The sequence below is a fragment of the Flavobacterium aquidurense genome (assembly GCF_001404985.1).
Taxonomy (GTDB): Bacteria; Bacteroidota; Bacteroidia; order Flavobacteriales; family Flavobacteriaceae; genus Flavobacterium; species Flavobacterium aquidurense_B.
This window is the reverse complement of record NZ_JRLF01000009.1, coordinates 438,355-463,486: the sequence shown is the minus strand read 5'-3', so window position 1 is coordinate 463,486 and position 25,132 is coordinate 438,355. Positions and strand designations below refer to the sequence as shown.

Sequence of the window (25,132 nt, the reverse complement as noted above, 5' to 3'; positions counted from 1 at the left end):
TAATTGCGAGGCTTTTTTATGATTAACAGCAAGTGCTTACAAATTAAATGAAGCTCCTAAACTAAAAGTAGCCTGATTGTTTAAATGATCGAAGACACCATCATTATTACCATATTTTGCTATTGGAAAACCAATTTCTGTAAAAACACCAAATCCGTCAGTAAAGAAATAACGACCACCTACATGACCACCAAAATTATGCAGTCCTAAACTTAAACCCGGGTAAACGTCTAATTGCTCTACACCAATAACACTGCTTAAATTAGCATTAATTCTGGCTTTAGCATCAAAACGATCCTGAAATTCCGGTTTGTAATCATTGTAAGGAGTTGGGTTATTGTGGTAAAAACCATTAAAGTTATCTACGCCTAATAAATAATTAGCAACAAAACCAAATGAGAAATTCTCTCCTAAACCAAAATCAACAGAACCCTGAATTCCTGAACCACCATCTTGAAGATTAGCACCAACGTTAACCTTAACATCTCCTTTGCCTTTAAAAGCTTGTTGTGCTTGCGTGAACCCAAATGATACTAAAAACAAAAGTGTAATTACCTTTTTCATAAACTTAAATATTAATTATTTTAAAATGCAAAAATAGTTTTTTATAGATTAATTCCTACCTTTTTCGTTGAAATACAATTCATTTAACGGATCACTTTGCCAGAATTCCTTGGTATCGACGTTCATGATTGTTAGAGGACCTCTAAAAGCAGCACCGGTATCTACATTCCAGACACAGGCTTTTTGAACCGGAACAGTTTTTCCTATTCGGGTAACCGGAGTGTGGCCAATGTAAATTTCTTTATAAATCGTAAAACGTTTAGGATAATATAAATCATCAGGTTTTAAATTGGGATCTAATGAAAGTGCGGATTCCCAAAGTGTTCTGTCCCAGTAAAATAATTTTGGAAAATATTCCCACATTACACCGCTTAAGTTTGTAAATCCTGCATGAACAAAAAGTCGGTTTTCATCATCAAGGTAATAATCCTGCAAAGATTCTAAAAAGGCAATATGTGTTTTCTTTTTCTCTACAGAAAGTTTAGCATATCCTTCAACAGTAGCACGTCCGCCATGTTTATACCACATCTCTTCGTCAAAATCCTCATGTCTGTTTTCTAACCAATCCAGTGCTAGCTGATCATGATTTCCTCTAATGCAAATGCAGTTTTGCTTGCTTTTCAAATCAATTAAATAATCGATTACTTCAGCAGACTGGCTCCATCCGTCAACATAATCGCCTAAAAATATAAGAGTGTCTTTTGTCGTTACTTCGGCTTTTTTCAACACTTGTTCAAGTGCGAGTAATCCCCCGTGTATGTCGCCTATAACAAATGTTCGCATTTTAGTTTTTTTCGTGTAGCCTACAAAAATAAAGAAAATGATTTGTTTGAGATCATTTAGTTGTTAATCTTTAAAAATTGATACTATTTATAACTATTGCGGCGCTCTTTTTATTGCTTTACTGTTTAAATTTGCATAATGTCTGAAACTCCTAAATATCGAAAAATTATCCATATTGATATGGATGCTTTTTATGCCTCGGTAGAGCAGATGGATAATCCTGCTTTACGAGGCAAACCTGTTGCTGTAGGCGGTTCAGAGAATAGAGGAGTAGTTTCGGCGGCAAGTTACGAAGCCCGTAAATTTGGTGTGCGTAGCGCTATAAGTGGCGTTCTGGCTAAAAAATATTGTCCCGATATTATTTTTGTGCGTCCGCGTTTTGATCGTTATAAAGAGATTTCGGGTAAAATTCATAAAATCTTTCATGAATATACAGATCTGGTAGAGCCACTTTCGCTTGACGAGGCTTATCTTGATGTTACTCAGAATAAAAAAGGAAATCCAAGCGCGAGTTTGCTTGCTCAGGAAATTAGACTGAGAATTTTGAATGAGGTCGGAATTTCTGCCTCGGCGGGAATTTCTGTTAATAAATTTGTAGCCAAGATTGCCAGCGATATCAACAAACCAAACGGACAAAAAACGGTAAACCCGGATGAAATCGAAGCTTTTTTAGAAGACTTACCCATTAGAAAGTTTTATGGAGTAGGTAAAGTGACAACAGAAAAAATGTATCAATTAGGTGTTTTTACCGGTTTTGATCTTAAAAGTAAATCAGTTGAATTTCTGGAGAAACATTTCGGAAAATCGGGCGCTTTCTATTATAATGTAGTCCGCGGAATTCATAACAGTGAAGTAAAGCCACATCGCATAACCAAATCAGTTGCGGCAGAACATACTTTTGATGTAAATCTGTCATCTGAAATTTTCATGTTAGAACAACTTGATAAAATTGCTACATCTCTTGAAAGACGATTGCAAAAGCATAAAATTTCAGGAAAAACGGTTACCCTTAAAATTAAATACAGTGATTTTTCGCAACAAACCCGTAGTAAAACACTGCCTTATTTTATATCAGATAAAAGTCTGATTCTCGAAACAGTAGAAGAATTATTATATCAGGAGCGCATGAAAGATTCTGTTCGATTACTTGGGATTTCTCTTAATAATCTAAATACAGAAGAAAAAAAAGCAGTAGTTGTACAATTAAAATTTTCTTTCTAATTGCGATTAAACAATCGTTAAATACCTGAAAAATTGATTTTATGATGAATTTTCGTTCTACCTTTGAGTAAAGCATTCTATTATCCTTAAATTATTTCAAATGAAAAAAGCTAATTCTGATGATGTTTTACATCGCAATTCAGTTCCTATCCTCGCATGGGATTTTCATTATGAATATTTAAATGAACTGAAAGCCATTTTCGCCGATTTAAAGCGAGTAAATAAGATTTCGAATCAATATACCTGGAATGAAAAAAATCTTGAAATAGAAGAACGTATTAAAGACGAAGTCATTTTGGTTACAGATCTTGAGTTGAAAATTGTTTTCGCCTCAAACGGAATAAAAAGAATGACCGGTTACTCTGAATGTGAAATATTAGGCAAAACACCAAAAATGTTTCAAGGACCTAAAACCTCGAAAACTGTTTTAAAAGAGATTAGAGAAGCGATCAAGCTGCAAGTTCCTTTTGAAAAAACTATCCAAAATTATAGAAAAGACGGTCGGGCATATAAATGCAAAATTAATGGTTCTCCCGTTTTCAACTTAAAAGGGCAATTAACACATTTTATTGCTTTCGAAAAAGAAGTCGCTTAAGGTTTAACCGCAAAGTTTAATGATTTGCCACGAGACACTAACACACAAAGTTTTTATTATCACACTTACTTTAATATAAAAAGGCGCAAAGATTATTTTCTTTGCGCCTTTTTGCCTTTGTGGCTATAGCTTTTTATAAGTTTTCGAAGAAATCATTTCCTTTATCATCCGTAATGATAAAAGCAGGAAAATCTTTAACGGTGATTTTACGAACCGCTTCCATTCCTAATTCTTCAAAATCAACAACTTCAACTTTTAGGATATTGTCCTGAGCTAAAATTGCTGCCGGACCTCCAATAGAACCTAAATAGAATCCGCCATATTTATTACAAGCATCCGTTACTTGTTTGGTACGATTTCCTTTTGCCAGCATAATCATACTTCCGCCATGTTTTTGAAATTCATCCACATAAACATCCATACGTCCCGCAGTTGTTGGTCCAAAACTTCCTGAAGCCATTCCTTCCGGAGTTTTTGCCGGACCTGCATAATATACGGGGTGATTTTTAAAATATTCCGGCATTGGTTTACCAGCTTCAAGTAATTCCATGATTTTTGCATGTGCAATATCTCGCGCTACAATCACAGTTCCGTTCAATTTCAAACGGGTCTTAATTGGGTATTGTGTCAACTTAGCTAATATATCAGCCATTGGCATATTCAGGTCAATTTCTACAGGTGCTTCTAAATGTGGAGCTGTTTCAGGTAAAAATTGTTTTGGATTTACTTCTAATTGTTCGACAAAAATTCCGTCTTTATTAATTTTTCCTTTTATATTTCTATCAGCAGAACATGAAACTCCTAATCCAACCGGACAAGATGCAGCATGACGAGGTAAACGAATTACACGAACGTCATGTGTAAAGTATTTTCCGCCAAACTGAGCGCCAATAGCACTTTCCTGGCAAATTTGCTGCACTTTAGCTTCCCATTCTATATCACGAAATGCCTGACCAGACATATTACCTGAAGTAGGCAGGTGATCATAATATCCGGCAGATGCTTTTTTGACAGCACTCAAATTCGCTTCTGCAGAAGTTCCTCCAATTACTAGAGCCAGGTGATAAGGAGGACAAGCCGAAGTTCCTAAATCTTTTATTTTTGCTCGAATGAAAGCATCCATGGATTTTTCATTCAATAATGATTTTGTTTGTTGGTATAAGTATGTTTTATTCGCAGATCCTCCACCTTTTGCCATAAATAAAAACTCATAAGAAGTTCCTTTTTTAGCATAAATGTCAATTTGGGCCGGAAGATTCGATCCCGAATTTTTTTCTTCAAACATCGAAATCGGAACAATTTGAGAATAACGTAAATTACGTTTTTGATAGGTATTAAAAATTCCTCTGCTCAACCATTCCGCATCATCAACACCAGTAAAAATACTCTCCCCTTTTTTTGCCATTACAATTGCTGTTCCGGTATCCTGGCAGCTTGGTAACTGACCTTCGGCAGCAACAGAAGCATTTTGTAATAAATTATAAGCCACAAAACGATCATTATCTGTAGCTTCAGGATCATCAAGAATTTTACGAAGTTTTTGTAAATGTGTCGTTCTTAACATAAAAGAAACATCTGTAAGTGCTTCTTCAGCCAATAATTCTAAACCTTTTGGGTCAACGGTTAAAACTTCACGATCTCCAAATTGTTCCACTTTTACATAATCAGAAGTAATTTTGCGGTACTGCGTATCATCCTTTAAAATAGGATAAGGGTCTTGGTATATAAAATCAATCATTGTTTTGTTTTTGACAAAGTTAGAAATTATTTACCTAAGAAAGAATTTGAATAAGCGATGTTTCTGGTGTTTTTATTCTTGTTTATGAAACTCATCAAAACTCATTTTTTTCTCAAAGTAAGTCTTGTCTTTTGCAGAAAGTAATTGACTTTTCCAGCGATTTCCGCTTAAGCGAAAGACCATCGAATCTGAGTGTTTTACCGTACCCATATTTTCATCATTATCATCAGGTTCAAAAGCAACTGTTTTGCAATAAAATGATTCAGGATTGGCTTTCGCCGAAGGATTTTCGAATTCGACCCAACTTCCCCAGCCACTATCAGACATGGTGTACCAATCGTAAACCAGTTGTATATCGTTGTTTTTTAAATGATACAAATAATGGCTTTGATTATAACCGCAAGCCGGATATCCAAAACTAACCTGAATAAAAGGCGAGCTTTTGGCACTTTCTGTCCCTAATCCGTAGATAGCAGACCATTCAGATCCTTTGTCAACTCCTTTAATGGTAATTTTTGAAGTCGTAGTTTTATTTTTATTCTGATAAAAGTCAAGTTGATATTTTGCCGTTACAATACTGTCTTTATCGGCTTTTTGCTCTAAAAGATACGCCAGAATATAATTGTCTTTTGAGGTTTCTCCATAATTAGCAATAGAAATAGTATCTGTTTTCAGGAAATTATCTTTTGCCTCAACTGCCTCCGTTTTAGTTTCAGGAAGTTTATCAACTATTTGATTTACAGGTTTTGGTTTTTGACAACCAATTACAAGGCATAGAATAAAAAGGTATTGTGGTTTCATAATTAGCAATTGGTATTATTTATTCTACAGCTAGAACGATTAGTTTCTTTTTTTGATAGAGTTCGGCTAACGAAATTTTTTCTCCATTTAAATAAAAAAGCTGATTTTGGTATTGAACTTCATTAGGATTGAACAGAAAAGCATAATTGTCGCGATCGTTCAAAATTCCCAGATTGTCATAATTTAATTCTACGATTTTGACATAATTTATGATGTTCAGCTTATGGGCTTCTTCTATTGTTATTGGAGTTTCATCGTATCGAAGACAGAATTTGTCTCCTTCTCCGGGCATTCCAAACCACGGAATTGCTTTTGCAGATACCAACGAAATATAATCCGGAACTTCATTAAAAACAAATAGCTTCTTTTCGTAGTTTTCAAAAAACTCAGGCAAAGACTTTCTCTCAAATGGTTCATTATTATTCCAGAAAAAGACACCTTGATTTTGCCACGAAGGATCCTGCAGATTTTTTTCAGTAGCGCTATCCCAATAATGCATGTACAATTCACGAGGAATAAAAGTTAGAATAGAATCGTTTATTAACCAATCAATTTTATTAGGTTCGAATTTCGTTTCTTCAGTCTCTAATTCTTTATTTTCAACTGCTTCAGTTTCTGTTGCTTCAGTTTCAACTTTTTCAATGATAACTTCTTCAACAGGTTGGTTTTTTTCCTGAGATTTGATTTCTTCCGGAATTTCAACTTCTTTTCTTTTACTAAAAAATCTCTTAAACATAGTAGGTTTTTTGATTCATTATATTATAAATCTAATCGTAATGTTTGGCTTAAAAAAACCACGTCGCCACGAAAATTGCCGTAATCACACAAATTAAATCCACCAAAAGCATTGTACCTAACGCATAACGGGTATTTTTGATATTAACAGAACCAAAATAAACTGCAATTACATAAAAAGTACTTTCGGCGCTACACTGAAAAATGCTGCTTAATCTTGCTGTCAAAGAATCTGCACCAAAAGTATTCATAGAATCAATTAAAAAACCACGAGATCCTGCAGAACTAAAAGGGCGAAGCATAGCTACAGGCAATGCATTTGTTATTTCCTTACTTACTCCCATATTTGAGAAAACAAAAGCGATTCCGTTACTGATAATTTCAAATAACCCACTATTTCTAAATAAAGAAATTGCTACTAACATTCCCAATACATAAGGAAAAATAGTAACACCAGTTTTAAGTCCATTATTGGCTCCAACTACAAATGTGTCAAAAGGCGTAGTATTAGCGTCAATAAATTTCTTTTCATTTTTAAAGGCAAAAATCAATGTAAAAGCAATAATTCCAATCAGTATTAATCCTGAAAGGTTAGAGGTAAAGTAATTTTTACCAATCAAATCCAAATGATTTACATACATCAGTAAGCCAACAATCGCAGCAATTAATCCCATTAAGACGATAAGAAGAGAAGCACTTTTAAAATTGATTTTTTGTTTGATCCCCACAATCAAAAATGCTGCAATAGTACCAATGAATGATGTAATGATACATGGCAGCATCACATCTGCAGGATTACTGGCATTTGCCGCAGCGCGATATCCAATAATCGAAGTGGCAATTAAGGTCAGACCTGAAGCATGAAGACACATAAACATGATCTGGGCATCGCTGGCTTTATCTTTATCAGGGTTTATTTCCTGTAAACTTTCCATGGCTTTAAGCCCAAATGGAGTTGCAGCGGAATCCAACCCAAGGAAATTAGCGGCAAAGTTTAACGTCATGTAGGATATTGAAGGATGATTTTCAGGAATACTAGGAAATACTTTTACAAATACCGGACTCAATACCTTAGCTAATTTGCCAGATGCCCCAGAAATGATTAAAAGCTCCATTAATCCACAGAAAAAAGCTAAATATGCAATAAGCGGTAAGATCAAGTCGACCAAAGTACTTTTACAAGTTGGCAATAAACCATCAGATTTTTGAAGACCGCTGAAAATTTTTACAGTTTTATTTTTATAAACATAAGTAGTATCGGCATTCAGAGTGTCACGATTAATAATCATGCTTTGATCCGGTGCTTTTTTAATACTGTCTTTGATGTAAGCAGGAAGTTCGTCGATGTATTTTTCAGAGACTAAAATAGGATCGTCTTTCTTCCCATTTATAACGGAGTCAATGGTATAAGTATTGGCTGTAAATAAACTTACAACAATAAAAAGAATTGAAGAAATAAAAATCGTTAACCAAAATCTACTTAATACCATAATGCTAATTTTTTTGTAAATGTAATTATTTAGGGATAAAATGCATAACGATTTTATTGTTGAAACAAGAAGTGTTTTTTAGAATCGAAATTTTGTAAAGATCAAAACTGTTCTTTGAATTAAGATGCCACCCCGATGGGCTACAAAGGTGAGATCTAATTTGTTGCTATAAACATGACACTCCTAACAGAGTTTTCTCAAGCTTTTGAAGGGCGATATATTTATAGAAATGTTTGTACGCACGTTTTTATAGCTCCATTGGAGCGACATACAAAAATTCGCAAATCAATTTAATCAATAACAATTTTGGTTTCCAGATAGTTTTCAAAAGCTTTAATTCCTTTAAACAGAATTTCTTTTTTTGAGGTTTCTGTATCGCTAAAAAAGTGTGTTTCTATTTTTGCATGATCCTTTTTAATTGTCCGTTTCCAGGTTCCTATAACTTTTGAATTTTCGAGAATTATCGGTTTAAAGATTCCATTATTGGTAAAAGCTTTAGATTGATGTTCAGTTAAAATAGATGCTTCACGAGTTTTATACGAAATTAAAATCTCATCAAAAGCGGGAAGAAAATGTACGCTTTCGCGGAAGTGGGTTTCATCAGCAAAATCTTTTTTAAACCAGTAAATTTGGTTCTCAATTTCTGCAGAACCCAGTTGCAACTCAATTGCGATAATAGCCAATTTGCAGGTAGTTGGTGGAAAACCAGACCACCACGAAAAGTCAAGTAGCGTTGCAGGACCATGACTTGTGAAATATCGAAGCGCTAATTTTGCTAAAGCCTCTTCTTTTGTAAGTTTGGTTTTTGGTTTAGAAACCCTTTCTTCGAGTAAAGAATAAGTGATTTGTTTGCCTTTCATTTTACCATTACAAACCAAACCGTCCAATTCTGCATTCATCATAATGGCGGCACTCAAAAAATCATCGCTCGAAGTTTTCTTTATGTTAAGTTCCTGCATGATTTCATCGCGGGTCAAATGATTATTTCCGCTTAACATTTTTTCGATCTCAGCATTGGTTTGATCTAATTTTTTAGCATCATAACCATATTTCTTTAATGCCGAAATTGTAAAACGTTTAACTTGCGGTGCAGAAAGATCCAACATCCAGTAAATATCATCGGCAGCAACAAAATGCCAGGTTGGTCTAAGAATATGGCTTCTTATTATTTGCGCTGAATTTATAGCCTCTTCAATTTCTTTTTCAGTCGAATCGCAACGTGAACCAATCGCCCATTTTGCCATTGCATAATCCTGAGCCTGCATTGCACCTAGATGGTGTACAATTTCTTGTGGAGAATTGGGACTTGTTTCATATAGTTTCTGCGAAACAAGACGATAATGCGATATTTCCTGATGAGTCATTCTTTAAAATATTTAAACCATATAAAGTTATATAAGTTCATTTAATTCTTTGTACCTGTGAGCCTTTGCAACTTTGTACCTTCCTCTTAAACATGAATAATCTCATCATCTATCAATAAATCTTCACGACGTAAACGCAGGAAAATCTGAGCTACAGCAATTGTATCTTTTTCGCAATACGTTACGATTCGATCAATGTCTTTTTCGACATAATAAACATGTCCAACCTGACTTCCGTCGATATCGCCTTTTGGAGAAGGGATTCCAAGGATTTTGGTTAATAGTTTTAGCGACGTAAAATGTTTATAATCACCAAACTTCCATAACTCTAAAGTATCCAAATGCGGAATTTCCCAAGGTTTTTTGCCAAATAAATTTAGTTTGTCCGGAATCGCAATTTGATTGATAATCATTCTTCTGGCAATAAACGGAATATCAAATTCTTTAGCATTATGTCCGCACAAAAGATGTTGTGGCTGATTGTAATGATTATTTAATAAATTATTGAAGTCTTTTAAAATCTTTTTTTCATCTCCAAAGAAAGATGTCACACGAAAATTTCGAATATCTCCTTTGATAGTAAAATATCCAACAGAAATACAAACGATTTTACCAAACTCTGCCCAAATTCCGGCGCGATCATAAAACTCTTCCGGCGTAAAATCATCTTTTCGCTGATATTGGGTTTTATGATCCCAAAGAGATTGCATTTCAGCATCAAGCGAATTAAAGTTTTCTTCTTCAGGAACTGTTTCTATATCGAGAAACAAAATGTTATTAAGATTTATTTTTTCAATCATTATTTTAGACGTCTTAAACTTTAGACATTAAGATTGTTAGAGTTATAAATGTACATAAATGAATTTTAAAACAAGAAAAAACTTACTTTTTTAATTCGTTAATTTGTGATCCTTTTTTTATTTTAAAACAAACTCTGCTGAGTTGTTGGGTTTTCATGATCGATTAACCATTTTTTACGGGATAATCCTCCTGCATAACCTGTTAACGAACCATTTGTGCCAATAACCCTATGACATGGAACTACAATCCATAACGGATTTTTACCATTTGCAGATGCAACGGCACGAATCGCTTTTATGTCGCCCAGTTTTTTGGTTTGATCCATGTAGGTTATCGTTTTTCCATATGGAATTTCTAATAATGATTTCCAGACTTTTTGCTGAAATTCAGTACCTTTTGGGTTTAGTTTAAAATCAAAATGGGTTCTTTTTTTGTCGAAGTATTCCTGAAGTTGTAAAACAGCAGTTTTTAAAACTTCCGGAATTTCAGCAGAAATTTCATTTGTACCAACATCAGAAACTGAAATTACAGCAACGCCATTTTCATCTCCAACAATTTTGGTGATTCCTAAAGGCGAATTGATGTAAACTGTTTCCATATATTTTACTGTAAAGTTCGTAAAGTTTTTTAAACCATATAAGCGATATAAGTAATTTAAATTTTTACCTGATTGTCACCCTCAGCGAAGTTGAAGGCTTATAAAACATGAGCTTCGACTTCTCTCAGCCTAGAATGTGGACTTTTAGTAATTTTCTAGCCTAAATTCATAGCCTAGACTATTTGTAATTTTTTCGTTTGAGATAACCTTTTTAATATTCGATTTTTCAAGGCTGAATTTCGGTAAAACCAGATTTTGTTCTTTTGCTTTTTGCGTGTAGTATTCCTCTCTTGTGGGATGAAAAGGTGCAACGGCATTAAAAACTTCATTCCATTTTGATCGATTGATGATTTCTTCAATGATTTTGATACAATCTTCCTGATGAATTAAGTTCACTGGAGCATCCGGATTTTCTAGATTTTCTTTTCCTGCTAAGAACGTAACGGGATGACGATCTATGCCAATTAATCCTCCAAAGCGTAAAATTGTAGTTTCGAAGTTTTGATTTTTTTGTAAAAGAGTTTCCGCCAAACGCAATTGTTTGCCGCTTTCTGTTTCCGGATTAGGGATTGTTTCTTCGGTAATAATTCCGTTTTCATCTCCATAAACAGAAGTTGAACTCACAAAAAGAATATTCTTTATTGTTGATTTTTCTACAAATGGAATCAGATTTTGTATTTTTTCAACAAAGATTTTTCTGGAAAGATATGAAGAATCAGCATTACTTCCTCGTAATTTAGGCGGAATATCAATTATTAAGATTTCAGATTTCGCTAAAAAATCATTGATACTTTCTGAAACACTTTCGCTTTCAAGCGCGACCAAAAACGGATTTATTCCGGCTTCTTCTAAAACAGAAAGTTTATTTTCAGAAGTTGTAGATCCGTTTACCGAAAATCCTTTTTTGATTAGTTTTTTTGCTAACGGCAAACCCAGCCATCCGCAGCCTAATATGCTTATTTGTGTCATTTTTTTGAGGTTCAGAAGAGCAAAGTTACAAAGGTTCAAAGTATTTTTGAATATCCTCCAGCTTTAGCTGGAGAAATATGATTTAAAGAGAAAAAGGGCTTTAGTCAAATTAATCTTAAAGCCTTTTTCCGTAACTATATTTTGCATCCAGCTAAAGCTGGACACTATTCAATTTATAGTATTAAATAACTTTAGCTTTCAATTACATTACAAATCTAATGTAAATCGAACTTTATCTTTTCCTTTTCCGTGAATTCTGTTGTAGAATTTTATTGCTCTTTCGTTAAATTGTGGTGTTTGCCATTGTATGTGGATACAGTTTTTTTCAATTGCGATTTGTTTTAGTTTGTCTATTAAAACTTCTCCAATGCCAAAACTTCTGGCTTCTGGCTCGAGAAATAAACAATCCATATACATAAAAGTTGCAGCATCCCAAGTCGAAAAATCAAAAGTGTAGGAAACATAACCAACAATAGTTTCTTTTGTAGCTACAACTAAACAGAATAATTTTGGATTCTCATGAAACAAAGCTTCTTTTAGTTTTTCCTCTTTTCCGTTTGAAGAAAAATCAGCTTTCTCAAATTCAGCATGTTTTTGACATAAAACAATCAGTTTTGGGATATCTGATAATTCGCAATTTCTTATTGAATATTCCATTGCAGATTTATTTCGTTTTGTAAAAAGGTGATAAAGTGATAAAAATAGTCGGGATATTGCTGGTTTTCACGAATCGCGATAAAGTGTTTTCTTTTCAAACCATTCTTCCCAATTTTAATGGCTTTTATCGGGCTGTTTTTTAAATGGGGTAATAATGCCCATTTTGCCATCGACATAACGCCCATATCGGCTTTAACCATCTCCAGAGAAGCTTCTGTTAATGGGAGCGGTGTAATCTTTTTGGGAGTTACTTTGGCTGGAGCCAGAAAAAATTGATGAATCGTAACGGTTTCCATAGGAAGGGAATGAATCAGTAAATGTTCGTTGACAAAATCTTCAGGAAGAACATACTTTTTATTTGCCCACGCATGATTTTCAGAAACAGCCATAACGACTTCATCCTGGAAAAGTTCGATATATTTAATATTATTGTCTTTGATCTGATCGCTGATAATTGCAATATCAATTACATTTTCAAGTAATTTTTGTAACGGAATATGAGTCGCTTCGGTTACAATTTTTAAATCTACATTGGGATATAAAAGGTGAAATTGTTTTAAAACCTGAGGCAACCAGTGATAACTCGAAAAACATTCAGTACTAATCCTGATTTCGCCATATTCGCCATAAACCATTTGCTTGATTTGGGATTGGGTTTGCGAGAGTTTTTCCAGAATTTCATTAGCGAGTTCATAGATTTTTTCTCCCGCATTGGTCAAAACCAGTTTTTTATTGGTTCTTAAAAATATGGCAGTTCCCAATTGATATTCAGCTTCCTTAAGTTGATGGCTCAAGGCTGATTGTGTCAAATGCAATTTGTCTATCGCTTTAGTGATGCTTCCTTCTTCAACAATTGCTTTTATTAATCGTAAATGACGTATTTCCATCTTTTGAGAGTTAGTATACAAAGGAACAAAATTTTAGAATGGGTTTTCTATGAAATAAAGTAATCAACTTGATGAATTCTTTTCGTTTTTATAAAGAATTTGCTTCGATTACTTTTGAAAAAACAAAATATAAAAGCACTAAAGATGGAAGATCAAATTAAACATTATGAAAACAAACTGGCATTCGAAATAGATCCTTCTGATTTGTTTGATGCCCTGAATAACGGAGAAAAAGTAATCGCGTTGGATGCAAGAAAAGCTTTTGGTTACGAAGCAGAGCATATTCCCGGAGCAATAAATATTCCGCATCGCGAAATGACGGTTGAAAGCACCAAACATTTAGATACAGAAGTTTTGTATGTTACATATTGCGACGGAATTGGCTGCAATGCGTCGACAAAAGGAGCCTTGAATATGGCAAAACTAGGATTTAAGGTCAAAGAATTAATAGGAGGAATCGAGTGGTGGAAGTTTGACGGATATGCCACAGCAGGTACAAAAGGAAAACAATCAGGTTTAAAAATCGAATGTGCTTGTTAATTTTCTAGGTACAAAGGCTCAAAGTTGAAAAGGTTCAAAGGTTTCTAAGGTATTCTAAAAAACTAAAAGGACTATGAAAAATAGCGCTTTTTTAAACCTTTGTGCCTCTGTGCCTTTAATTCTTTGAACCTAATTTTAAGATTCGATTAAAGCTTTTAGACCTTGAAGAATTGGATTTTCTTCGCCTTGCGGTTCTTCCTGAACTGCACCTGGACGATTGTCTTCCTGAATGATTTCAAGTTTTATTTTCTCATTTTCTTCAGATAAAATATAACTCATTATAAAGTAATTCTCCGGTTTATCTTCTAGTTCCGGTCTTGGGAAAAATAGAGAGTATTTGATTTTCTTATTCGTAACAACATCCAAAATAGTTCCCCATTGTTCAAAAACCTGACCTTCCCATTCGTTTTTAAATCTGATTTTGTTACCAATTTTCCAATCTGTAATTAAATCACTTCCATATTGCCATTGTTTGACTAATTCTGGCTTTGTCAATGTGTTCCAAACTTTTTCTATTGTTGCATCAAGATAGATTGTTGAAATATTTGTTGCCATAACAAGCGTTTATTGTGGTTTTACAATAGGTTTTAAACTGTCTTTTGCAACAACAGTGCTGTCTTTTACCGCTGTTGCAGGTGCAAGAGTAGCTGCCGGAGCCGTATATCTTTGAATTTTTTGCTGAATTAAAACCGCATCATTTAAGACAAAAGGAGTTGGCATCATCCAGTCGCTTCTTGGTTTTATCTGGAACAGCGGATTTGTCATTAAATCAAAAGAACTTTCTATTAGATCCATGTCAAAAATAGACGATTTGTTAATGTAAAAATCCATTACTAGAGGTTCGTTGCCCACTACATAATAACATATAATTTTACTTCCGTCACGATCTAACCTATTTCCTTTTTGGTCTGAAGTTGCAACTCCATTGGCTTTAAAATTATAGAAGGTCATTTTTGGGTTGGCATAAATATCATAACGGTTCACCTTTCTATTAGGCGTGATTTTAATCTTTAGATATCGGTTATTGCCTACAACGCTGTCTTTTAAGAAAGCAATTGTTGGTTTTGGAACCTCTACAACAGGTGCAATGGCACTGTATGTAAAACCAGAATTATATTTACTTGCCAGCGGAAGAGCATTTAAACCCACTGCTTTTTGATTTTTTTCTCCTAAATAAGTTTTAGTCCATTCGTCTAAATTTACGTCGTAAGTTGCCCAAACAGCAGATTTCGTGTTTGCATTATAAATATATAACAAACTGTTTGATTTTGCTTTTCCGTGTTCGTAACCGGAATGATACCCTGCGTAGATAAAAAATCCTATAGATACAGCAAAGAAAAGCATGGTCCAGACTCCTTTTTTAAAGAAAGCCCCAAAAATTGGCAACAATAATCCAAAAAGAAGAACAGTGAGAATGGCACTGCCATAAAGAATTTTAAGTCCCAAACCTATCGGGAACATTACAATAAACGGCGCTACAATGGCCAAAGCGGGTATGCTAAATAACAAATTAATACCTAAACTGTAATGTTGGGTAAGAACAAAAATTCCGAATAACAGAATTCCAAAATAAACCGGAATAATAAGGAAACCTGCTCCGGTTAAGCTATTTGCTAAAAATGCATTTATAATTATCCAGAGTAACAAAGGCGCTACAAAGTGATTCATTGTAATTTTTGCTTCTGAAAAATGATGATAAAAAGCAAAAGAGATAGCAATACTCAGCGTTACAAAAGCACCAATATAACCATGTCCGTTATAAGTAAACCCATTAAGAAGATCTGAGTATTGGGGATATATTTCTAATATAATTTTCCAGCCTAAAAAAGTAACTAATCCAGAAATTGCAATTGAACCCAAAAGCGGAACAAATCCTCTGAAAATTTCCCTGAAAGTAATGACACGTTTGGCTTTTCCTATAAAGATAAAAAGAATCAATAACCCCAAAGCTATAATGGTCATTGGAAAAACCCAGCTAAACGGGTAACTTATAAACGAGAAAGGAGCACTAAAATAAACATCGTCTTCAGTTGAATTGGTGGCATTTAAGTCTACATTCGAAAAATATTTTAACAATGGCATCAGATAAGTTCCCTGATGTGCAAGAGTTGTTTTGCTTAAATGCTGAACATCGTCTTGTTGTGTGTGGTAATTGTAGTGCCCGTCGATAAAGGCAAAATTAAATCCTTGTATATTTCCTTGTTGTCTAAAAACGGTTAGATCAGTATCATTGGGCAGCATTTTGTAGATGCTGTACATCAACGAGTTTGAAACCGGATATTTAGTTTTTGCATTAGAAAATTCTTTTACCAGTGCTTCATTGCCTTTGTTGGTTTCCATCAGCATGTAACTTGGTCCTGAAGAACCTCTTGCTTCAAAATTAATGACCAGACCAACTTCTTTTGCCCAGGGATGTTTGTTTACAAAAAGCGCAGCTCCATTTAAACCCAATTCTTCGGCATCAGAAAAAAGTATAATGATGTCATTTTTATGTGGTTGCTTCGCGTATAAAAAAGCACGAATTCCTTCTAATATTGTTGCTACTCCTGAGGCATCGTCGCTTGCGCCTTTAGAAAATGAATGCGGGGCACTGTCATAATGTGATAATAATAATAGCGCTTTTGAATTGTTTGTTCCCTTTATTCGGGCCAGTATGTTTTTAGATTTTACTAAAAGACCTTTGTCGTTAAGAGTAAAACCTTCCTGAACAGAAGTTTCTAATCCAATTCTGTTAAGTTCAAGCTTTAGATAATTTGCAACCAGTTCGTGATTGGTTGAACCAACATAGTGTGGTTTTTGAGCAATAATTTCGACTTGATTCAGCGCTCTTTCGGTAGAAAATTCAGCGAGAGCTTCTTCATCTTTCGAAATCCATTGTGGCATCATCGAGGCGTAAATGATACCAAGAATTGCTAAAACGCAGACTATGGCCAGAATTGAGGTGGGGTTTTTCTTCATTACGTACTATATTTCTTTTTTAACAAGCATAAAATAATCATTGTCCAAAGAGCGATATCCTTGATCATACAAGAAATAGTAGGTATTTCCTGTTTTGGTTTGCAAGATATTGGTAAAGAAATCGAAATCAAAACCTTTATTGATCATTTTATCTCTTGTTGCTCTAGATTTTCCATCAGTATTTAATTCAGACAAAATACGGTAATTTTTTCGTAATTTGTTGTTTACATTCCTCATGAAATTGTTACTATCTTTATTTATTTTATTGTTGTAAGCGTTTCTACAACTATCTGAACAGAATTTTTTGTCTTCACGGCCAACTATTTTTTCAGAACATTCAAGACAGGCTTTCATGGCTCGATCTTTTTGATCTCATACAAATCAGTACGACGATCTTTTAAGATTCTGACACTTCCGTGTTCGTGAAGCTGTTTAAGTAAGTTCAAATCGACATCGACTATCAAAGTCATCTCTGTATTTGGAGTTGCTTCGGCTTTTATGCCATTACTAGGAAAAGCAAAATCTGATGGAGTAAATACAGATGCCTGAGCATATTGAATATCCATATTGTTTACTTTTGGCAAGTTACCAACACAACCGGCAATAGCAACATAACATTCGTTTTCTATCGCACGCGCCTGTGAACAGTGTTTTACTCTTGTATACGCATTTTGAGTATCTGTTAAAAACGGAACAAATAAAATATTCATTCCTTCATTAGCCAAAATTCGGGAAAGTTCCGGAAACTCAACATCGTAACAAATCAGGATTCCAATTTTTCCGCAATCCGTATCAAAGGTTTTAAATTGTGATCCGCCTTTCATTCCCCAATGCTGTACTTCGTTTGGTGTAACGTGAATTTTGGTATACATTTCTGATGTTCCGTCTCTCTTGCATAAAAAGCCTACATTGTATAAGTTACCATTTTCTAAAAGCGGCATACTTCCGGTAATGATATTAATGTTGTAAGAGATTGCAAATTCCTGGAAACGTTTCCTGATTGGGTCAGAATATCTGGCAAGTTCACGAATGGCTTCGGCTTCAGATAAATGATTGTAATCTGCCATTAACGGCGCAATAAATAATTCCGGAAATAATGCGAAATCAGAACCATAGCCAGAAACTACATCGATAAAAAATTCTGATTGCTCAAAAAACTCTTCCAGATTATTCAACTGACGCATTTGCCATTGCACCAATCCTAAACGAATAACACTTTTTTCAAGATTGATTAGTTTAGGGCTTTCGTCGTAATAAACATTATTCCATTCTAAAAGCACGGCGAATTCCTTTGATTCTTCGTCACCTTCCAGGTAGTTTTTGATGATTCGTAATACGTGAAAATCATTGCTTAACTGAAATGAAAGTACAGGATCATGTAGTTCTTTATGTTTTACTTTATCGATATAAACTTTTGGAGTCATCTTTTTTGCATGTTGAGAATAATTTGGAATTCTTCCTGCAAAAACAATTGCCTTTAGATTTAGTTGCTCGCAAAGTTCTTTACGTGTATCATATAAACGACGGCCTAAACGTAAGCCACGATAATTAGGGTGGATAAAAACGTCTATACCGTACAATATTTCCCCGTCTGGGTTATGAGTTGAGAAAGTATAATCGCCAATAATTTGTCTGTAGTTGTGTCTTTTATCTACTAATTTTTCATCGACAATTAGTGATAATGCTGATCCTACTACTACACCGTCAACTAATATAACAAGCTGACCTTCAGGAAATATTGATAGTAATTTTTTTATGTCATTAGATCTCCAGTATGAATTGGCCATTTCAGGATACGATTCAACCATTGAATTTTTTAACTGCTGATAGTCGTCGAATTCTAAATTTCTTAATTCAACTTTATTGATTTTTGTTTGCATTGTAGTATGATTTCTGTTAAATATACAAAAAAAAGTTTCCATTTACAAACGCTTACAAATAGTTACAACCGAAAGTAATTAGTTTACAACCGATTAATTTTTAGAACCTGTCGCATCTTTGTCCTGTTGAATTTGATAAACGAATTCTTTACACGAACATTTAAATATTATATGCCATGAATGCAATGAAAAACAGAGTACAATTAATTGGTAACGCAGGAAATGATCCAGAAATTAAAACATTAGAAAACGGAACAAAACTGGCACATTTAACTATTGCCACAAACGAGAAATACACCAATGATAAAGGTGAAAAAGTTGAGCAAACACAGTGGCATCGTGTTACTGCATGGGGTAAAACTGCCGAAATTATCGAAAAATATGTAGTAAAAGGAAAAGAAGTTGCGATCGAAGGAAAATTAACCCACAGAAGTTACGATGACAAAAACGGAGAAAAAAAATATATGACCGAAGTTGTTGTCAATGAAATTTTGTTGCTTAGTAAATAACGTTTAACCAAATTCGATAGTCAAACCCGACAGATTTTTAATCCCGAGACTTCGGGACTGTCGGGTTTATTTTTGTGTTGAAATGTAATTATAAAATAGAAGCACCATTTATATCAGTAGTAAGAACTTCACTCATATAATCTAAAAAAGGCCGCATGTTTTTACACGTTTCTAAAGCCTTTTCTAAAAAAATCGGACTCAATACTTCTTCATCAGTAAAACGTTTCATAATCAAGAACTGTTTGTAGCGCAGCAAATCGATCGCTTTATGGTTTACATCATAACCTTTTGGTGCTGTTTTAAGCTGTTCGCCCTGCAGAGTTCCAAAAGTTTCGATAAAAGATTTTGATTTGAGTATTTTCTGCATTGGTTCAGGATCGTGTGCAAATTCGCTTCTAAGGCGTTTTAAATCTGCAGCATTTGGTCCCCAGAAAGCAGCAGCAACAAAACTATTTCCTTGTTCGAAATGAAAATAATATCCACCGCGTCTTTCCTTTGTTGCTCGTGTAAAGCTCCCGCCCCAATAGTTTTTAAAAGGAGTTTTATCTTTAGAAAAACGAATATCACGATAAATTCTATAGACACTTTTTTTACCTGAAACCGTTTCTAAAACATCAGTTTTAGACAATTCCTGAAGCAAAGCATCTGCAAAAGTTTCAATATGGTTTAATTCTTTCAGGTAGTTTGGCTTATTCGACTCAAACCAGGGTTTGTTATTGTTCTCTTTGAGTTGGGTCAAAAAATCAAGACTGGATTTGGGTATAAGAATTTTATTTTTCATAGAAATTACTCTTTTTAGTCTGAAGGCGATTATGATTAAACTAAAAACCCACCAAATTTCTTGGTGGGTTTTGTATATATTTTGTTAAGCAGTTTTTTTAAATAAATCAAACATAGGACAACGTGAGCAGCGTTTCTTTTCACTTTTTTTGTATTTCTCACAACAAGAAGATTTACAGTTTTCCAACTTCTTAATGTTCTCAAGGATAACTTTATTCTTCTTTTTCTTTTTATCCTTTTTCTTGTCCTTGTCTTTTTCTTTCTTGCCCAATTTTCCTTCGTATTTAAAAACAGAAGCAAATATAAAAGAAAAATGTTATTTGTATATATTCTAAATAAACTTTAACTTTTTTTATTTTGGGTTAATTGCAATAGAGCTTGTAACAGTTAATTGCTGAATATCACGGTCGAACAAATAAAGTCCGCCTTTATCATCCCCAATTAAGTTAATTTTGTCTAAGATAGATTTTGCTGTTGCTTCTTCTTCGATTTGTTCAGCTACGTACCATTGTAAGAAATTATGAGTTGCATAATCTTTTTCTGAAAAAGTAATGTGTACCAGTTCATTAATAGATTCTGAAACAAAAATCTCATGGTTATAAAGAGCTTCAAACATTTCTTTGAATGTAGAATATGATGTCTTTGGCGCTTTAAGATCGGTAATATGAGCATGACCTCCGCGTTCGTTGATGTACTTAACCAGTTTAAGCATATGGGCGCGCTCTTCATCTGATTGTGTGTACATAAATTGCGCAATTCCTTCTAATCCGTGTACTTCAGCCCAACAAGCCATAGAAAGGTAGGTTTGCGAAGATTCTGCCTCTATGCGTATTTGCTTATTTAATGCCGCTTCTATATTTTTCGATAACATAATGATGACTTTTTTGTAAAGTTAGAAAAATAATCCATTCCGTTTTTTGGAAATCCATAAACACAAGACATTTGGATTAATTCTAATAAAAATTAATGTGATTTAATGGTGCCAAAAGAGGCCTGTTTTGAAAATTGTGACTTGTTCATAATCGGATTTCCGTTATCTTCCCGTATTAAGCCATCCGTAAATTTACGCATTAGATACTGTTTAGATTCGGTGTCATAATAGCTCAGAATAGAGTAATCTTTTAATTTAAGAAAGTTTTGCAACGATACATTTTTAGTAATGCTTAAAAAATATATAATATTATCAATTGCCAGTGGTTCCTGTTGGTTATTGTTTACAAATTCGTAATTGGAATTTAGTGTTGAATCAAAGAAAACCATTCTGCTTCTTGAATATTCCCGGATCGAAGGATTGTCAAAATCCTGGAAAGTCATGTAATCTCGTGGTGCATAAAAGGCATCAGTATAAATATGTTCTACAAAACCTCCCAAAGTCACATAACTATTATTATTGTTTTCTAAAACAGAAACAGCTCCACTTAATGAAGATAAATTTTTTAGGAATTTAGAAACCGTTTTTAATTTTTGAGGCTTCTCGTTGTCTATTTGAAGAAACATTGGAGAGTTTGTAAAAGGGATCGTATCATTTTTTGAAATTGAATTACTTTTAATTGTCTTTCCGGAATCGAAATCTTTTATATCAAATGCTAGTTCTTCCTGATTCGCATTGATTTGAAACAGTTTGTTTTTAAGATAAAAAGAATTTGAGGTCTTAGAGGTATTTTTTAAAACCGGCTGGTCAAAATTTTTCTCTGTTACAGTTGTAGTTTCTAAGTTAAGATTGAAGACCTGTGTTTTTTTTGCATTATAGTCGAAAGTTAAGATGATATCATTTTCGAGTACATACATTTTAATCATTTTGGCGCTTTTATCTAAAGTATTAAACTCATTAGAATCTATGTTCTGGATTGGAAAATATCGAATAAGCGCACTAAAACTAAGGTTTTGTCCTTTTTCATTTTGAAAAGAAAAGGCTGAAAAATCGAACATTTTTATTTCGCATTTTCCATTACTAAATTCATAAAGAAGCAGATGTTGTTGGTTTTTTTCTTTTCCAATAATGTAAAAAACATTATCTTTTTGAAAGGTAGTAATCAAATATTCGATATCACTTGGGAAATCAAAATTTAAAGGTTTAGAAATTTTTGTTCCCAGATAATATTTTATAATACGCAGGTTTCGTAAGTTTTTTGAACTCCAGTAAAGTGTAGGATTTCCATCTTCGCTAATACTGTAGCCGGCCAGAGTTCTTTTTTCGACATATTTTATAGAATCAGTAAACTGATTGTTCAGAAAAAAGGATTTGTTGTATTTTAAAATATTGATGTTGTTATCATCTGCAGCAAAAACATAAATATCATGGGTTTTTACATCCTCAACATTTAAAGCCTGACCATTTTCTAAAGGATTATGCAGGTTTAAGGGATATGAATTCAATACCGTTTGACCCAACAGTACTGATTTATAGATCAGAAGAAAGAAGAGTAATGATTTTTTCATGTTTTTTTACCAACAATAATTATTCCAAATTCAGGCTCTTTTATTTTTGAATTATTAACATTCAGCTTATAAAACAATTAGATTAAGGATTGATAATCAAATTATTGCTTTGTTTTGCTAAAGAAAGAGTTCTCTATATTTGATTATGATTTACCTTAAAGGTATAAAAAAAGTCCTGAAGAATAATTTCTTCAGGACTTGATTTTTTAATAATGCTTAGATTATTTTACTCTAAAAGTAACTCTTCTTGCCAATCTTCTAGCTTCTTCTGAGTCTTTTTGAATAGATGTATCAGCTCCACCGGCTACAACATTTAATCTTGAAGATGCAATACCTGCTTTTTCAAAAATTGTTTTAACATTGTTGGCTCTTGTGTTTGATAATTTCTCGTTATACTCTGAACTACCAACCTGATCAGCGTAACCAATAATATCAATAGATGCTGAAGGAGTTTTTCTTAAATAAGTTAAAACTACGTCAATTGCAGCAGTAGAATTTTCGATTGGAGTCGATTTATTAAAGTCAAAATAAACGCTGTAATATTTGTCGTTAATCATTTCTTTAATAACATCTTTGTCACTTACTACAGGAGCACTAATTTGTTTTTCGATAACTACTTGTTTTTCTGGTGCTTTTCTAACTAAAGCTTCAAGATCTGCCATTTTGCTTTCTAAAGCTGATGAATCAAAATCATGTGATACAACAACCCAGTCAGCATGTTTAGTATTTTTTCCTAAATACACATTCAGACCAACAGTACCGTTAAAAAGGATACCTGTAAAACCTCTTGTGTCTCCAAAAGTTGCACCATCAAAAGTAGAATTTTGAGAAGCATTCAAAATAGTAGTAAAATCACCGGTTAAGGCAAGTCTGTCAGTTAATCTGATTTGACCTGTAACACCCGCAATAAAATTACCCATTCTGTCTTTAACATGTAAGTCTTTGTTTTCTAACTGAGCTAAACCAAAACCGGCATGCCCTAATAAACCAATTGTTTTAGTCCATGTTTCAAAATTCATGATTCTGCCTAAGTTTGCAACAGCTTGCAAATCTGCTCTGTAATATTTTGAATCAAAATCTACAGAGTTGTTTTTTCCTGTAAAACTATTGTATCCAAAATCAGCTTTTAAACCAAACTTGTTGTTAAGCATGTACCTAACTCCCAGGTCTCCAACATAAAAACTTGGAGTTGAAGTAAAATAACCTTCCGTCATTGGACGTTGAGGTTTGTTAACTCCGCCAGCTACTTCGATCGACCATCTGTTATAGTCATTTCCAGTATTTTTTTCTGTTTCTGTTTGCGCGTGAATGTTCGTTAAACCAAGCGAAAACGCTAGAACAATTACAATTTTTTTCATTGTTATTTGAGATTTTAAATTTTCATCAAACAAACAATTTATTGTAGGAATTATTCTCCAGAATAAGCCATAAGAACAACAGAATAAGGTTAAATGTTTTTTAAGTATTCATTAATTCCTGAAAATAATCTACAAATTGCCCCATATGCAAACCATCCATTAGGCCATGATGAACGTGCACTGACATTGCGATTGTTCTGGTTCCGGTTTCAGAAGTGATCATTTTGCCAAAAGAAATTTTAGGACAACTATCTGGAAACGTGTAACTGCGGGCATGAGAAAGTGAACTAAAATTAAGCCACGGAATTGCAGAGAAATGAATTACATTATCATCATCAAAAGATCTTGTAAAAAGACCTGTTGTGTTTTGAATACGTTCAATTTCTGTTAAAGCATTTTGCTCGAAAATTTTAAAATCAGGATTATATTCTATTAATGAAAATCCAAAAGTTCCGTCTTCGCGTCCAATTGTTGCTGATACATCAATACGGTCATTGATATAAATATTGTCATCAGCAATTCTATATTTGAAATTTTCAATAGAATTCACTGCAACTAACGTTTTATGCAAATAATAAATAAAGAAAGAAGCTTTAAGGTTTTTTGCAGCCTGATATGCTTTTGTACAATCAATTTGTACGGTTGCACCAAAAAAAGGTTCCTCCATTTGTCTGAAATGTTGAAAATGTTCTTTCCTGTTCCAGTTTTCTAAATCTAAAAGTGTTTTCATTATGATAAGTTCTCAAGTACTTGAGTAATTTTTTCGAATGAACTAAAGTGTTCGTGTTCTACTTTATGGCTAATTTTTTCGTGTTCCCAAGTGGTGTGAAACGGAATGTGTACGGCATAACCTCCAAGTCCTAAAACCGGCAAAACATCTGATTTTAATGAATTTCCAATCATTAGAAATTCGTTTGCCTGAATCTCTAAACGACCTAATAGTTTTTCATAATCAATTTCTTGTTTGTCTGACATTACTTCGATATGATGAAAATAATGTCCTAAACCTGAACGGTGCAATTTGCTGTGCTGGTCTTTCAAGTCGCCTTTTGTGGCGACAACCAATTTGTATTTGCCGTGTAAAGCTTGTAAAGTTTCTTCGACTCCGTCCAGAAGCTCAATTGGTTTCTCAAGTAATTCTTTTCCGTACTGAATAATTTTTGCGATAACCTCAATTGGGATTGTATTGTTCGAAATGTTCATCGCCGCTTCAATCATCGAAAGGATATAACCTTTAATTCCGTAACCATATAAAGGTAAATTTGCAATTTCGATTTTAAACAATTCCTGCGAGATTCCCTGATGCGAAAGATAATCCTCCATCAAAGCGCAAAATTTATGCTCCGTTTCTTCAAAGTAAGGTTCGTTTACAAATAAAGTATCATCGGCATCGAATGCTATTACTTTTAAATTTGGTATTTTGTTTTTATGTAACATAGAAAAAGTTGTTTCAAGTTTGTTTTGT

Annotated in this window: 27 protein-coding genes; 4 read left to right on the top strand and 23 right to left on the bottom strand. The window is 33.7% G+C overall.

Going from position 1 to position 25,132, the window contains the following annotated elements; all coding sequences use genetic code 11:
- Positions 1–36: 36 nt before the first annotated feature.
- Positions 37–564 (bottom strand): DUF6646 family protein, encoded by a 528-nt coding sequence (locus tag RC62_RS08040; protein ID WP_055094314.1) that lies wholly within the window; start codon positions 562–564, stop codon positions 37–39.
- 48 nt (positions 565–612) lie between these two features.
- Positions 613–1,347 carry a metallophosphoesterase family protein gene (locus RC62_RS08035; protein WP_055094312.1) on the bottom strand — a complete coding sequence of 245 codons (735 nt, stop codon included), beginning with the start codon at positions 1,345–1,347 and terminating at the stop codon, positions 613–615.
- Positions 1,348–1,485: 138 nt separating this feature from the next.
- Between RC62_RS08035 and dinB the strand changes: the two genes are divergently transcribed.
- Positions 1,486–2,568 (top strand): DNA polymerase IV, encoded by a 1,083-nt coding sequence (dinB, locus tag RC62_RS08030; protein WP_055094310.1) that lies wholly within the window; start codon positions 1,486–1,488, stop codon positions 2,566–2,568.
- A 100-nt stretch (positions 2,569–2,668) separates the two neighbouring features.
- On the top strand, positions 2,669–3,163 hold the full coding sequence (locus RC62_RS08025) for a PAS domain-containing protein (RefSeq protein ID WP_055094308.1): 495 nt from the start codon (positions 2,669–2,671) through the stop codon (positions 3,161–3,163).
- Positions 3,164–3,296: 133 nt separating this feature from the next.
- Here the strand turns inward: RC62_RS08025 and RC62_RS08020 are convergent, their stop codons facing one another.
- From RC62_RS08020 to RC62_RS07975, 10 genes are all read right to left on the bottom strand, one after another.
- Entirely contained in the window at positions 3,297–4,901 is a 1,605-nt protein-coding gene (locus RC62_RS08020) for a fumarate hydratase (protein ID WP_055094306.1), read from the bottom strand.
- A 72-nt stretch (positions 4,902–4,973) separates the two neighbouring features.
- Positions 4,974–5,702: a hypothetical protein gene (locus RC62_RS08015; protein ID WP_055094304.1), complete on the bottom strand. Its 729-nt coding sequence runs from the start codon at positions 5,700–5,702 to the stop codon at positions 4,974–4,976.
- A gap of 19 nt (positions 5,703–5,721) precedes the next feature.
- Entirely contained in the window at positions 5,722–6,438 is a 717-nt protein-coding gene (locus RC62_RS08010; protein ID WP_055094303.1) for a hypothetical protein, read from the bottom strand.
- A gap of 49 nt (positions 6,439–6,487) precedes the next feature.
- The gene (locus tag RC62_RS08005; RefSeq protein ID WP_055094301.1) at positions 6,488–7,927 is read right to left on the bottom strand and encodes a nucleoside recognition domain-containing protein; all 1,440 of its coding nucleotides are present in this window, start codon (positions 7,925–7,927) and stop codon (positions 6,488–6,490) included.
- Between the two features lie 290 nt (positions 7,928–8,217).
- Entirely contained in the window at positions 8,218–9,291 is a 1,074-nt protein-coding gene (locus RC62_RS08000) for a winged helix DNA-binding domain-containing protein (RefSeq protein WP_055094298.1), read from the bottom strand.
- A gap of 86 nt (positions 9,292–9,377) precedes the next feature.
- On the bottom strand, positions 9,378–10,091 hold the full coding sequence (locus RC62_RS07995) for a 3'-5' exonuclease (protein ID WP_055094296.1): 714 nt from the start codon (positions 10,089–10,091) through the stop codon (positions 9,378–9,380).
- A 122-nt stretch (positions 10,092–10,213) separates the two neighbouring features.
- Positions 10,214–10,690 (bottom strand): methylated-DNA--[protein]-cysteine S-methyltransferase, encoded by a 477-nt coding sequence (locus tag RC62_RS07990; RefSeq protein WP_055094294.1) that lies wholly within the window; start codon positions 10,688–10,690, stop codon positions 10,214–10,216.
- A 144-nt stretch (positions 10,691–10,834) separates the two neighbouring features.
- Positions 10,835–11,659: an SDR family oxidoreductase gene (locus tag RC62_RS07985; protein ID WP_055094292.1), complete on the bottom strand. Its 825-nt coding sequence runs from the start codon at positions 11,657–11,659 to the stop codon at positions 10,835–10,837.
- Positions 11,660–11,866: 207 nt separating this feature from the next.
- Complete coding sequence (locus tag RC62_RS07980) at positions 11,867–12,316, bottom strand: GNAT family N-acetyltransferase (RefSeq protein WP_055094289.1); 450 nt, start codon at positions 12,314–12,316, stop codon at positions 11,867–11,869.
- Positions 12,301–13,203, bottom strand: coding sequence for a LysR family transcriptional regulator (locus tag RC62_RS07975; protein WP_055094288.1), 903 nt, complete (start codon positions 13,201–13,203; stop codon positions 12,301–12,303). The genes RC62_RS07980 and RC62_RS07975 overlap by 16 nt, the downstream gene beginning before the upstream one ends.
- Positions 13,204–13,347: 144 nt before the next feature.
- On the opposite strand from RC62_RS07975, the gene RC62_RS07970 reads away from it, so the two are divergent.
- A complete protein-coding gene (locus RC62_RS07970; protein WP_055094286.1) occupies positions 13,348–13,743 on the top strand; it encodes a rhodanese-like domain-containing protein in 396 nt (131 codons plus the stop codon).
- A gap of 135 nt (positions 13,744–13,878) precedes the next feature.
- Here RC62_RS07970 and RC62_RS07965 read toward each other — a convergent pair whose 3' ends face one another.
- From RC62_RS07965 to RC62_RS07950, 4 genes are read right to left on the bottom strand one after another with little or no spacing between them, the layout of a single operon-like run.
- Positions 13,879–14,298 carry an SRPBCC family protein gene (locus RC62_RS07965; RefSeq protein ID WP_055094284.1) on the bottom strand — a complete coding sequence of 140 codons (420 nt, stop codon included), beginning with the start codon at positions 14,296–14,298 and terminating at the stop codon, positions 13,879–13,881.
- Positions 14,299–14,307: 9 nt separating this feature from the next.
- On the bottom strand, positions 14,308–16,701 hold the full coding sequence (locus tag RC62_RS07960) for a M28 family peptidase (RefSeq protein ID WP_082421241.1): 2,394 nt from the start codon (positions 16,699–16,701) through the stop codon (positions 14,308–14,310).
- A gap of 6 nt (positions 16,702–16,707) precedes the next feature.
- Positions 16,708–17,055: a hypothetical protein gene (locus RC62_RS07955; RefSeq protein WP_055094280.1), complete on the bottom strand. Its 348-nt coding sequence runs from the start codon at positions 17,053–17,055 to the stop codon at positions 16,708–16,710.
- Positions 17,052–18,581: a carbon-nitrogen hydrolase family protein gene (locus RC62_RS07950; protein ID WP_055094542.1), complete on the bottom strand. Its 1,530-nt coding sequence runs from the start codon at positions 18,579–18,581 to the stop codon at positions 17,052–17,054. The genes RC62_RS07955 and RC62_RS07950 overlap by 4 nt, the downstream gene beginning before the upstream one ends.
- Before the next feature lie 176 nt (positions 18,582–18,757).
- On the opposite strand from RC62_RS07950, the gene RC62_RS07945 reads away from it, so the two are divergent.
- A complete protein-coding gene (locus RC62_RS07945) occupies positions 18,758–19,090 on the top strand; it encodes a single-stranded DNA-binding protein (RefSeq protein WP_055094278.1) in 333 nt (110 codons plus the stop codon).
- A gap of 88 nt (positions 19,091–19,178) precedes the next feature.
- Here the strand turns inward: RC62_RS07945 and RC62_RS07940 are convergent, their stop codons facing one another.
- From RC62_RS07940 to RC62_RS07910, 7 genes are all read right to left on the bottom strand, one after another.
- Positions 19,179–19,871 (bottom strand): DUF2461 domain-containing protein, encoded by a 693-nt coding sequence (locus tag RC62_RS07940; RefSeq protein WP_055094276.1) that lies wholly within the window; start codon positions 19,869–19,871, stop codon positions 19,179–19,181.
- An 84-nt stretch (positions 19,872–19,955) separates the two neighbouring features.
- Positions 19,956–20,141 (bottom strand): hypothetical protein, encoded by a 186-nt coding sequence (locus RC62_RS07935; protein WP_055094275.1) that lies wholly within the window; start codon positions 20,139–20,141, stop codon positions 19,956–19,958.
- Between the two features lie 81 nt (positions 20,142–20,222).
- On the bottom strand, positions 20,223–20,741 hold the full coding sequence (locus RC62_RS07930; protein WP_055094273.1) for a ferritin: 519 nt from the start codon (positions 20,739–20,741) through the stop codon (positions 20,223–20,225).
- 92 nt (positions 20,742–20,833) lie between these two features.
- Complete coding sequence (locus tag RC62_RS07925) at positions 20,834–22,309, bottom strand: hypothetical protein (RefSeq protein WP_055094272.1); 1,476 nt, start codon at positions 22,307–22,309, stop codon at positions 20,834–20,836.
- Between the two features lie 221 nt (positions 22,310–22,530).
- The gene (locus tag RC62_RS07920; RefSeq protein ID WP_055094270.1) at positions 22,531–23,667 is read right to left on the bottom strand and encodes an OmpA family protein; all 1,137 of its coding nucleotides are present in this window, start codon (positions 23,665–23,667) and stop codon (positions 22,531–22,533) included.
- A 100-nt stretch (positions 23,668–23,767) separates the two neighbouring features.
- Positions 23,768–24,397, bottom strand: a complete 630-nt coding sequence (locus RC62_RS07915) for a chloramphenicol acetyltransferase (RefSeq protein ID WP_055094268.1) — start codon at positions 24,395–24,397, stop codon at positions 23,768–23,770.
- Complete coding sequence (locus tag RC62_RS07910) at positions 24,397–25,104, bottom strand: HAD family hydrolase (protein ID WP_055094266.1); 708 nt, start codon at positions 25,102–25,104, stop codon at positions 24,397–24,399. Before RC62_RS07910 ends, RC62_RS07915 begins: the two co-directional genes overlap by 1 nt.
- Positions 25,105–25,132 lie beyond the last annotated feature (28 nt).

What these genes read in the sequence shown, in the direction of transcription:
- RC62_RS08035 (WP_055094312.1), bottom strand. Translation starts at nt 1,347, where the DNA reads ATGCGAACATTTGTTATAGGCGACATACACGGGGGATTACTCGCACTT.
- RC62_RS07925 (WP_055094272.1), bottom strand. Translation starts at nt 22,309, where the DNA reads ATGAAAAAATCATTACTCTTCTTTCTTCTGATCTATAAATCAGTACTG.
- RC62_RS07995 (WP_055094296.1), bottom strand. Translation starts at nt 10,091, where the DNA reads ATGATTGAAAAAATAAATCTTAATAACATTTTGTTTCTCGATATAGAA.
- RC62_RS08015 (WP_055094304.1), bottom strand. Translation starts at nt 5,702, where the DNA reads ATGAAACCACAATACCTTTTTATTCTATGCCTTGTAATTGGTTGTCAA.
- RC62_RS07915 (WP_055094268.1), bottom strand. Translation starts at nt 24,397, where the DNA reads ATGAAAACACTTTTAGATTTAGAAAACTGGAACAGGAAAGAACATTTT.
- RC62_RS08040 (WP_055094314.1), bottom strand. Translation starts at nt 564, where the DNA reads ATGAAAAAGGTAATTACACTTTTGTTTTTAGTATCATTTGGGTTCACG.
- RC62_RS08025 (WP_055094308.1), top strand. Translation starts at nt 2,669, where the DNA reads ATGAAAAAAGCTAATTCTGATGATGTTTTACATCGCAATTCAGTTCCT.
- RC62_RS08000 (WP_055094298.1), bottom strand. Translation starts at nt 9,291, where the DNA reads ATGACTCATCAGGAAATATCGCATTATCGTCTTGTTTCGCAGAAACTA.
- RC62_RS07990 (WP_055094294.1), bottom strand. Translation starts at nt 10,690, where the DNA reads ATGGAAACAGTTTACATCAATTCGCCTTTAGGAATCACCAAAATTGTT.
- RC62_RS07965 (WP_055094284.1), bottom strand. Translation starts at nt 14,298, where the DNA reads ATGGCAACAAATATTTCAACAATCTATCTTGATGCAACAATAGAAAAA.
- RC62_RS07910 (WP_055094266.1), bottom strand. Translation starts at nt 25,104, where the DNA reads ATGTTACATAAAAACAAAATACCAAATTTAAAAGTAATAGCATTCGAT.
- RC62_RS07960 (WP_082421241.1), bottom strand. Translation starts at nt 16,701, where the DNA reads ATGAAGAAAAACCCCACCTCAATTCTGGCCATAGTCTGCGTTTTAGCA.
- RC62_RS07940 (WP_055094276.1), bottom strand. Translation starts at nt 19,871, where the DNA reads ATGAAAAATAAAATTCTTATACCCAAATCCAGTCTTGATTTTTTGACC.
- RC62_RS08020 (WP_055094306.1), bottom strand. Translation starts at nt 4,901, where the DNA reads ATGATTGATTTTATATACCAAGACCCTTATCCTATTTTAAAGGATGAT.
- RC62_RS07970 (WP_055094286.1), top strand. Translation starts at nt 13,348, where the DNA reads ATGGAAGATCAAATTAAACATTATGAAAACAAACTGGCATTCGAAATA.
- dinB (WP_055094310.1), top strand. Translation starts at nt 1,486, where the DNA reads ATGTCTGAAACTCCTAAATATCGAAAAATTATCCATATTGATATGGAT.
- RC62_RS07920 (WP_055094270.1), bottom strand. Translation starts at nt 23,667, where the DNA reads ATGAAAAAAATTGTAATTGTTCTAGCGTTTTCGCTTGGTTTAACGAAC.
- RC62_RS07980 (WP_055094289.1), bottom strand. Translation starts at nt 12,316, where the DNA reads ATGGAATATTCAATAAGAAATTGCGAATTATCAGATATCCCAAAACTG.
- RC62_RS07950 (WP_055094542.1), bottom strand. Translation starts at nt 18,581, where the DNA reads ATGCAAACAAAAATCAATAAAGTTGAATTAAGAAATTTAGAATTCGAC.
- RC62_RS07955 (WP_055094280.1), bottom strand. Translation starts at nt 17,055, where the DNA reads ATGAAAGCCTGTCTTGAATGTTCTGAAAAAATAGTTGGCCGTGAAGAC.
- RC62_RS07985 (WP_055094292.1), bottom strand. Translation starts at nt 11,659, where the DNA reads ATGACACAAATAAGCATATTAGGCTGCGGATGGCTGGGTTTGCCGTTA.
- RC62_RS08010 (WP_055094303.1), bottom strand. Translation starts at nt 6,438, where the DNA reads ATGTTTAAGAGATTTTTTAGTAAAAGAAAAGAAGTTGAAATTCCGGAA.
- RC62_RS07945 (WP_055094278.1), top strand. Translation starts at nt 18,758, where the DNA reads ATGAATGCAATGAAAAACAGAGTACAATTAATTGGTAACGCAGGAAAT.
- RC62_RS07975 (WP_055094288.1), bottom strand. Translation starts at nt 13,203, where the DNA reads ATGGAAATACGTCATTTACGATTAATAAAAGCAATTGTTGAAGAAGGA.
- RC62_RS07930 (WP_055094273.1), bottom strand. Translation starts at nt 20,741, where the DNA reads ATGTTATCGAAAAATATAGAAGCGGCATTAAATAAGCAAATACGCATA.
- RC62_RS08005 (WP_055094301.1), bottom strand. Translation starts at nt 7,927, where the DNA reads ATGGTATTAAGTAGATTTTGGTTAACGATTTTTATTTCTTCAATTCTT.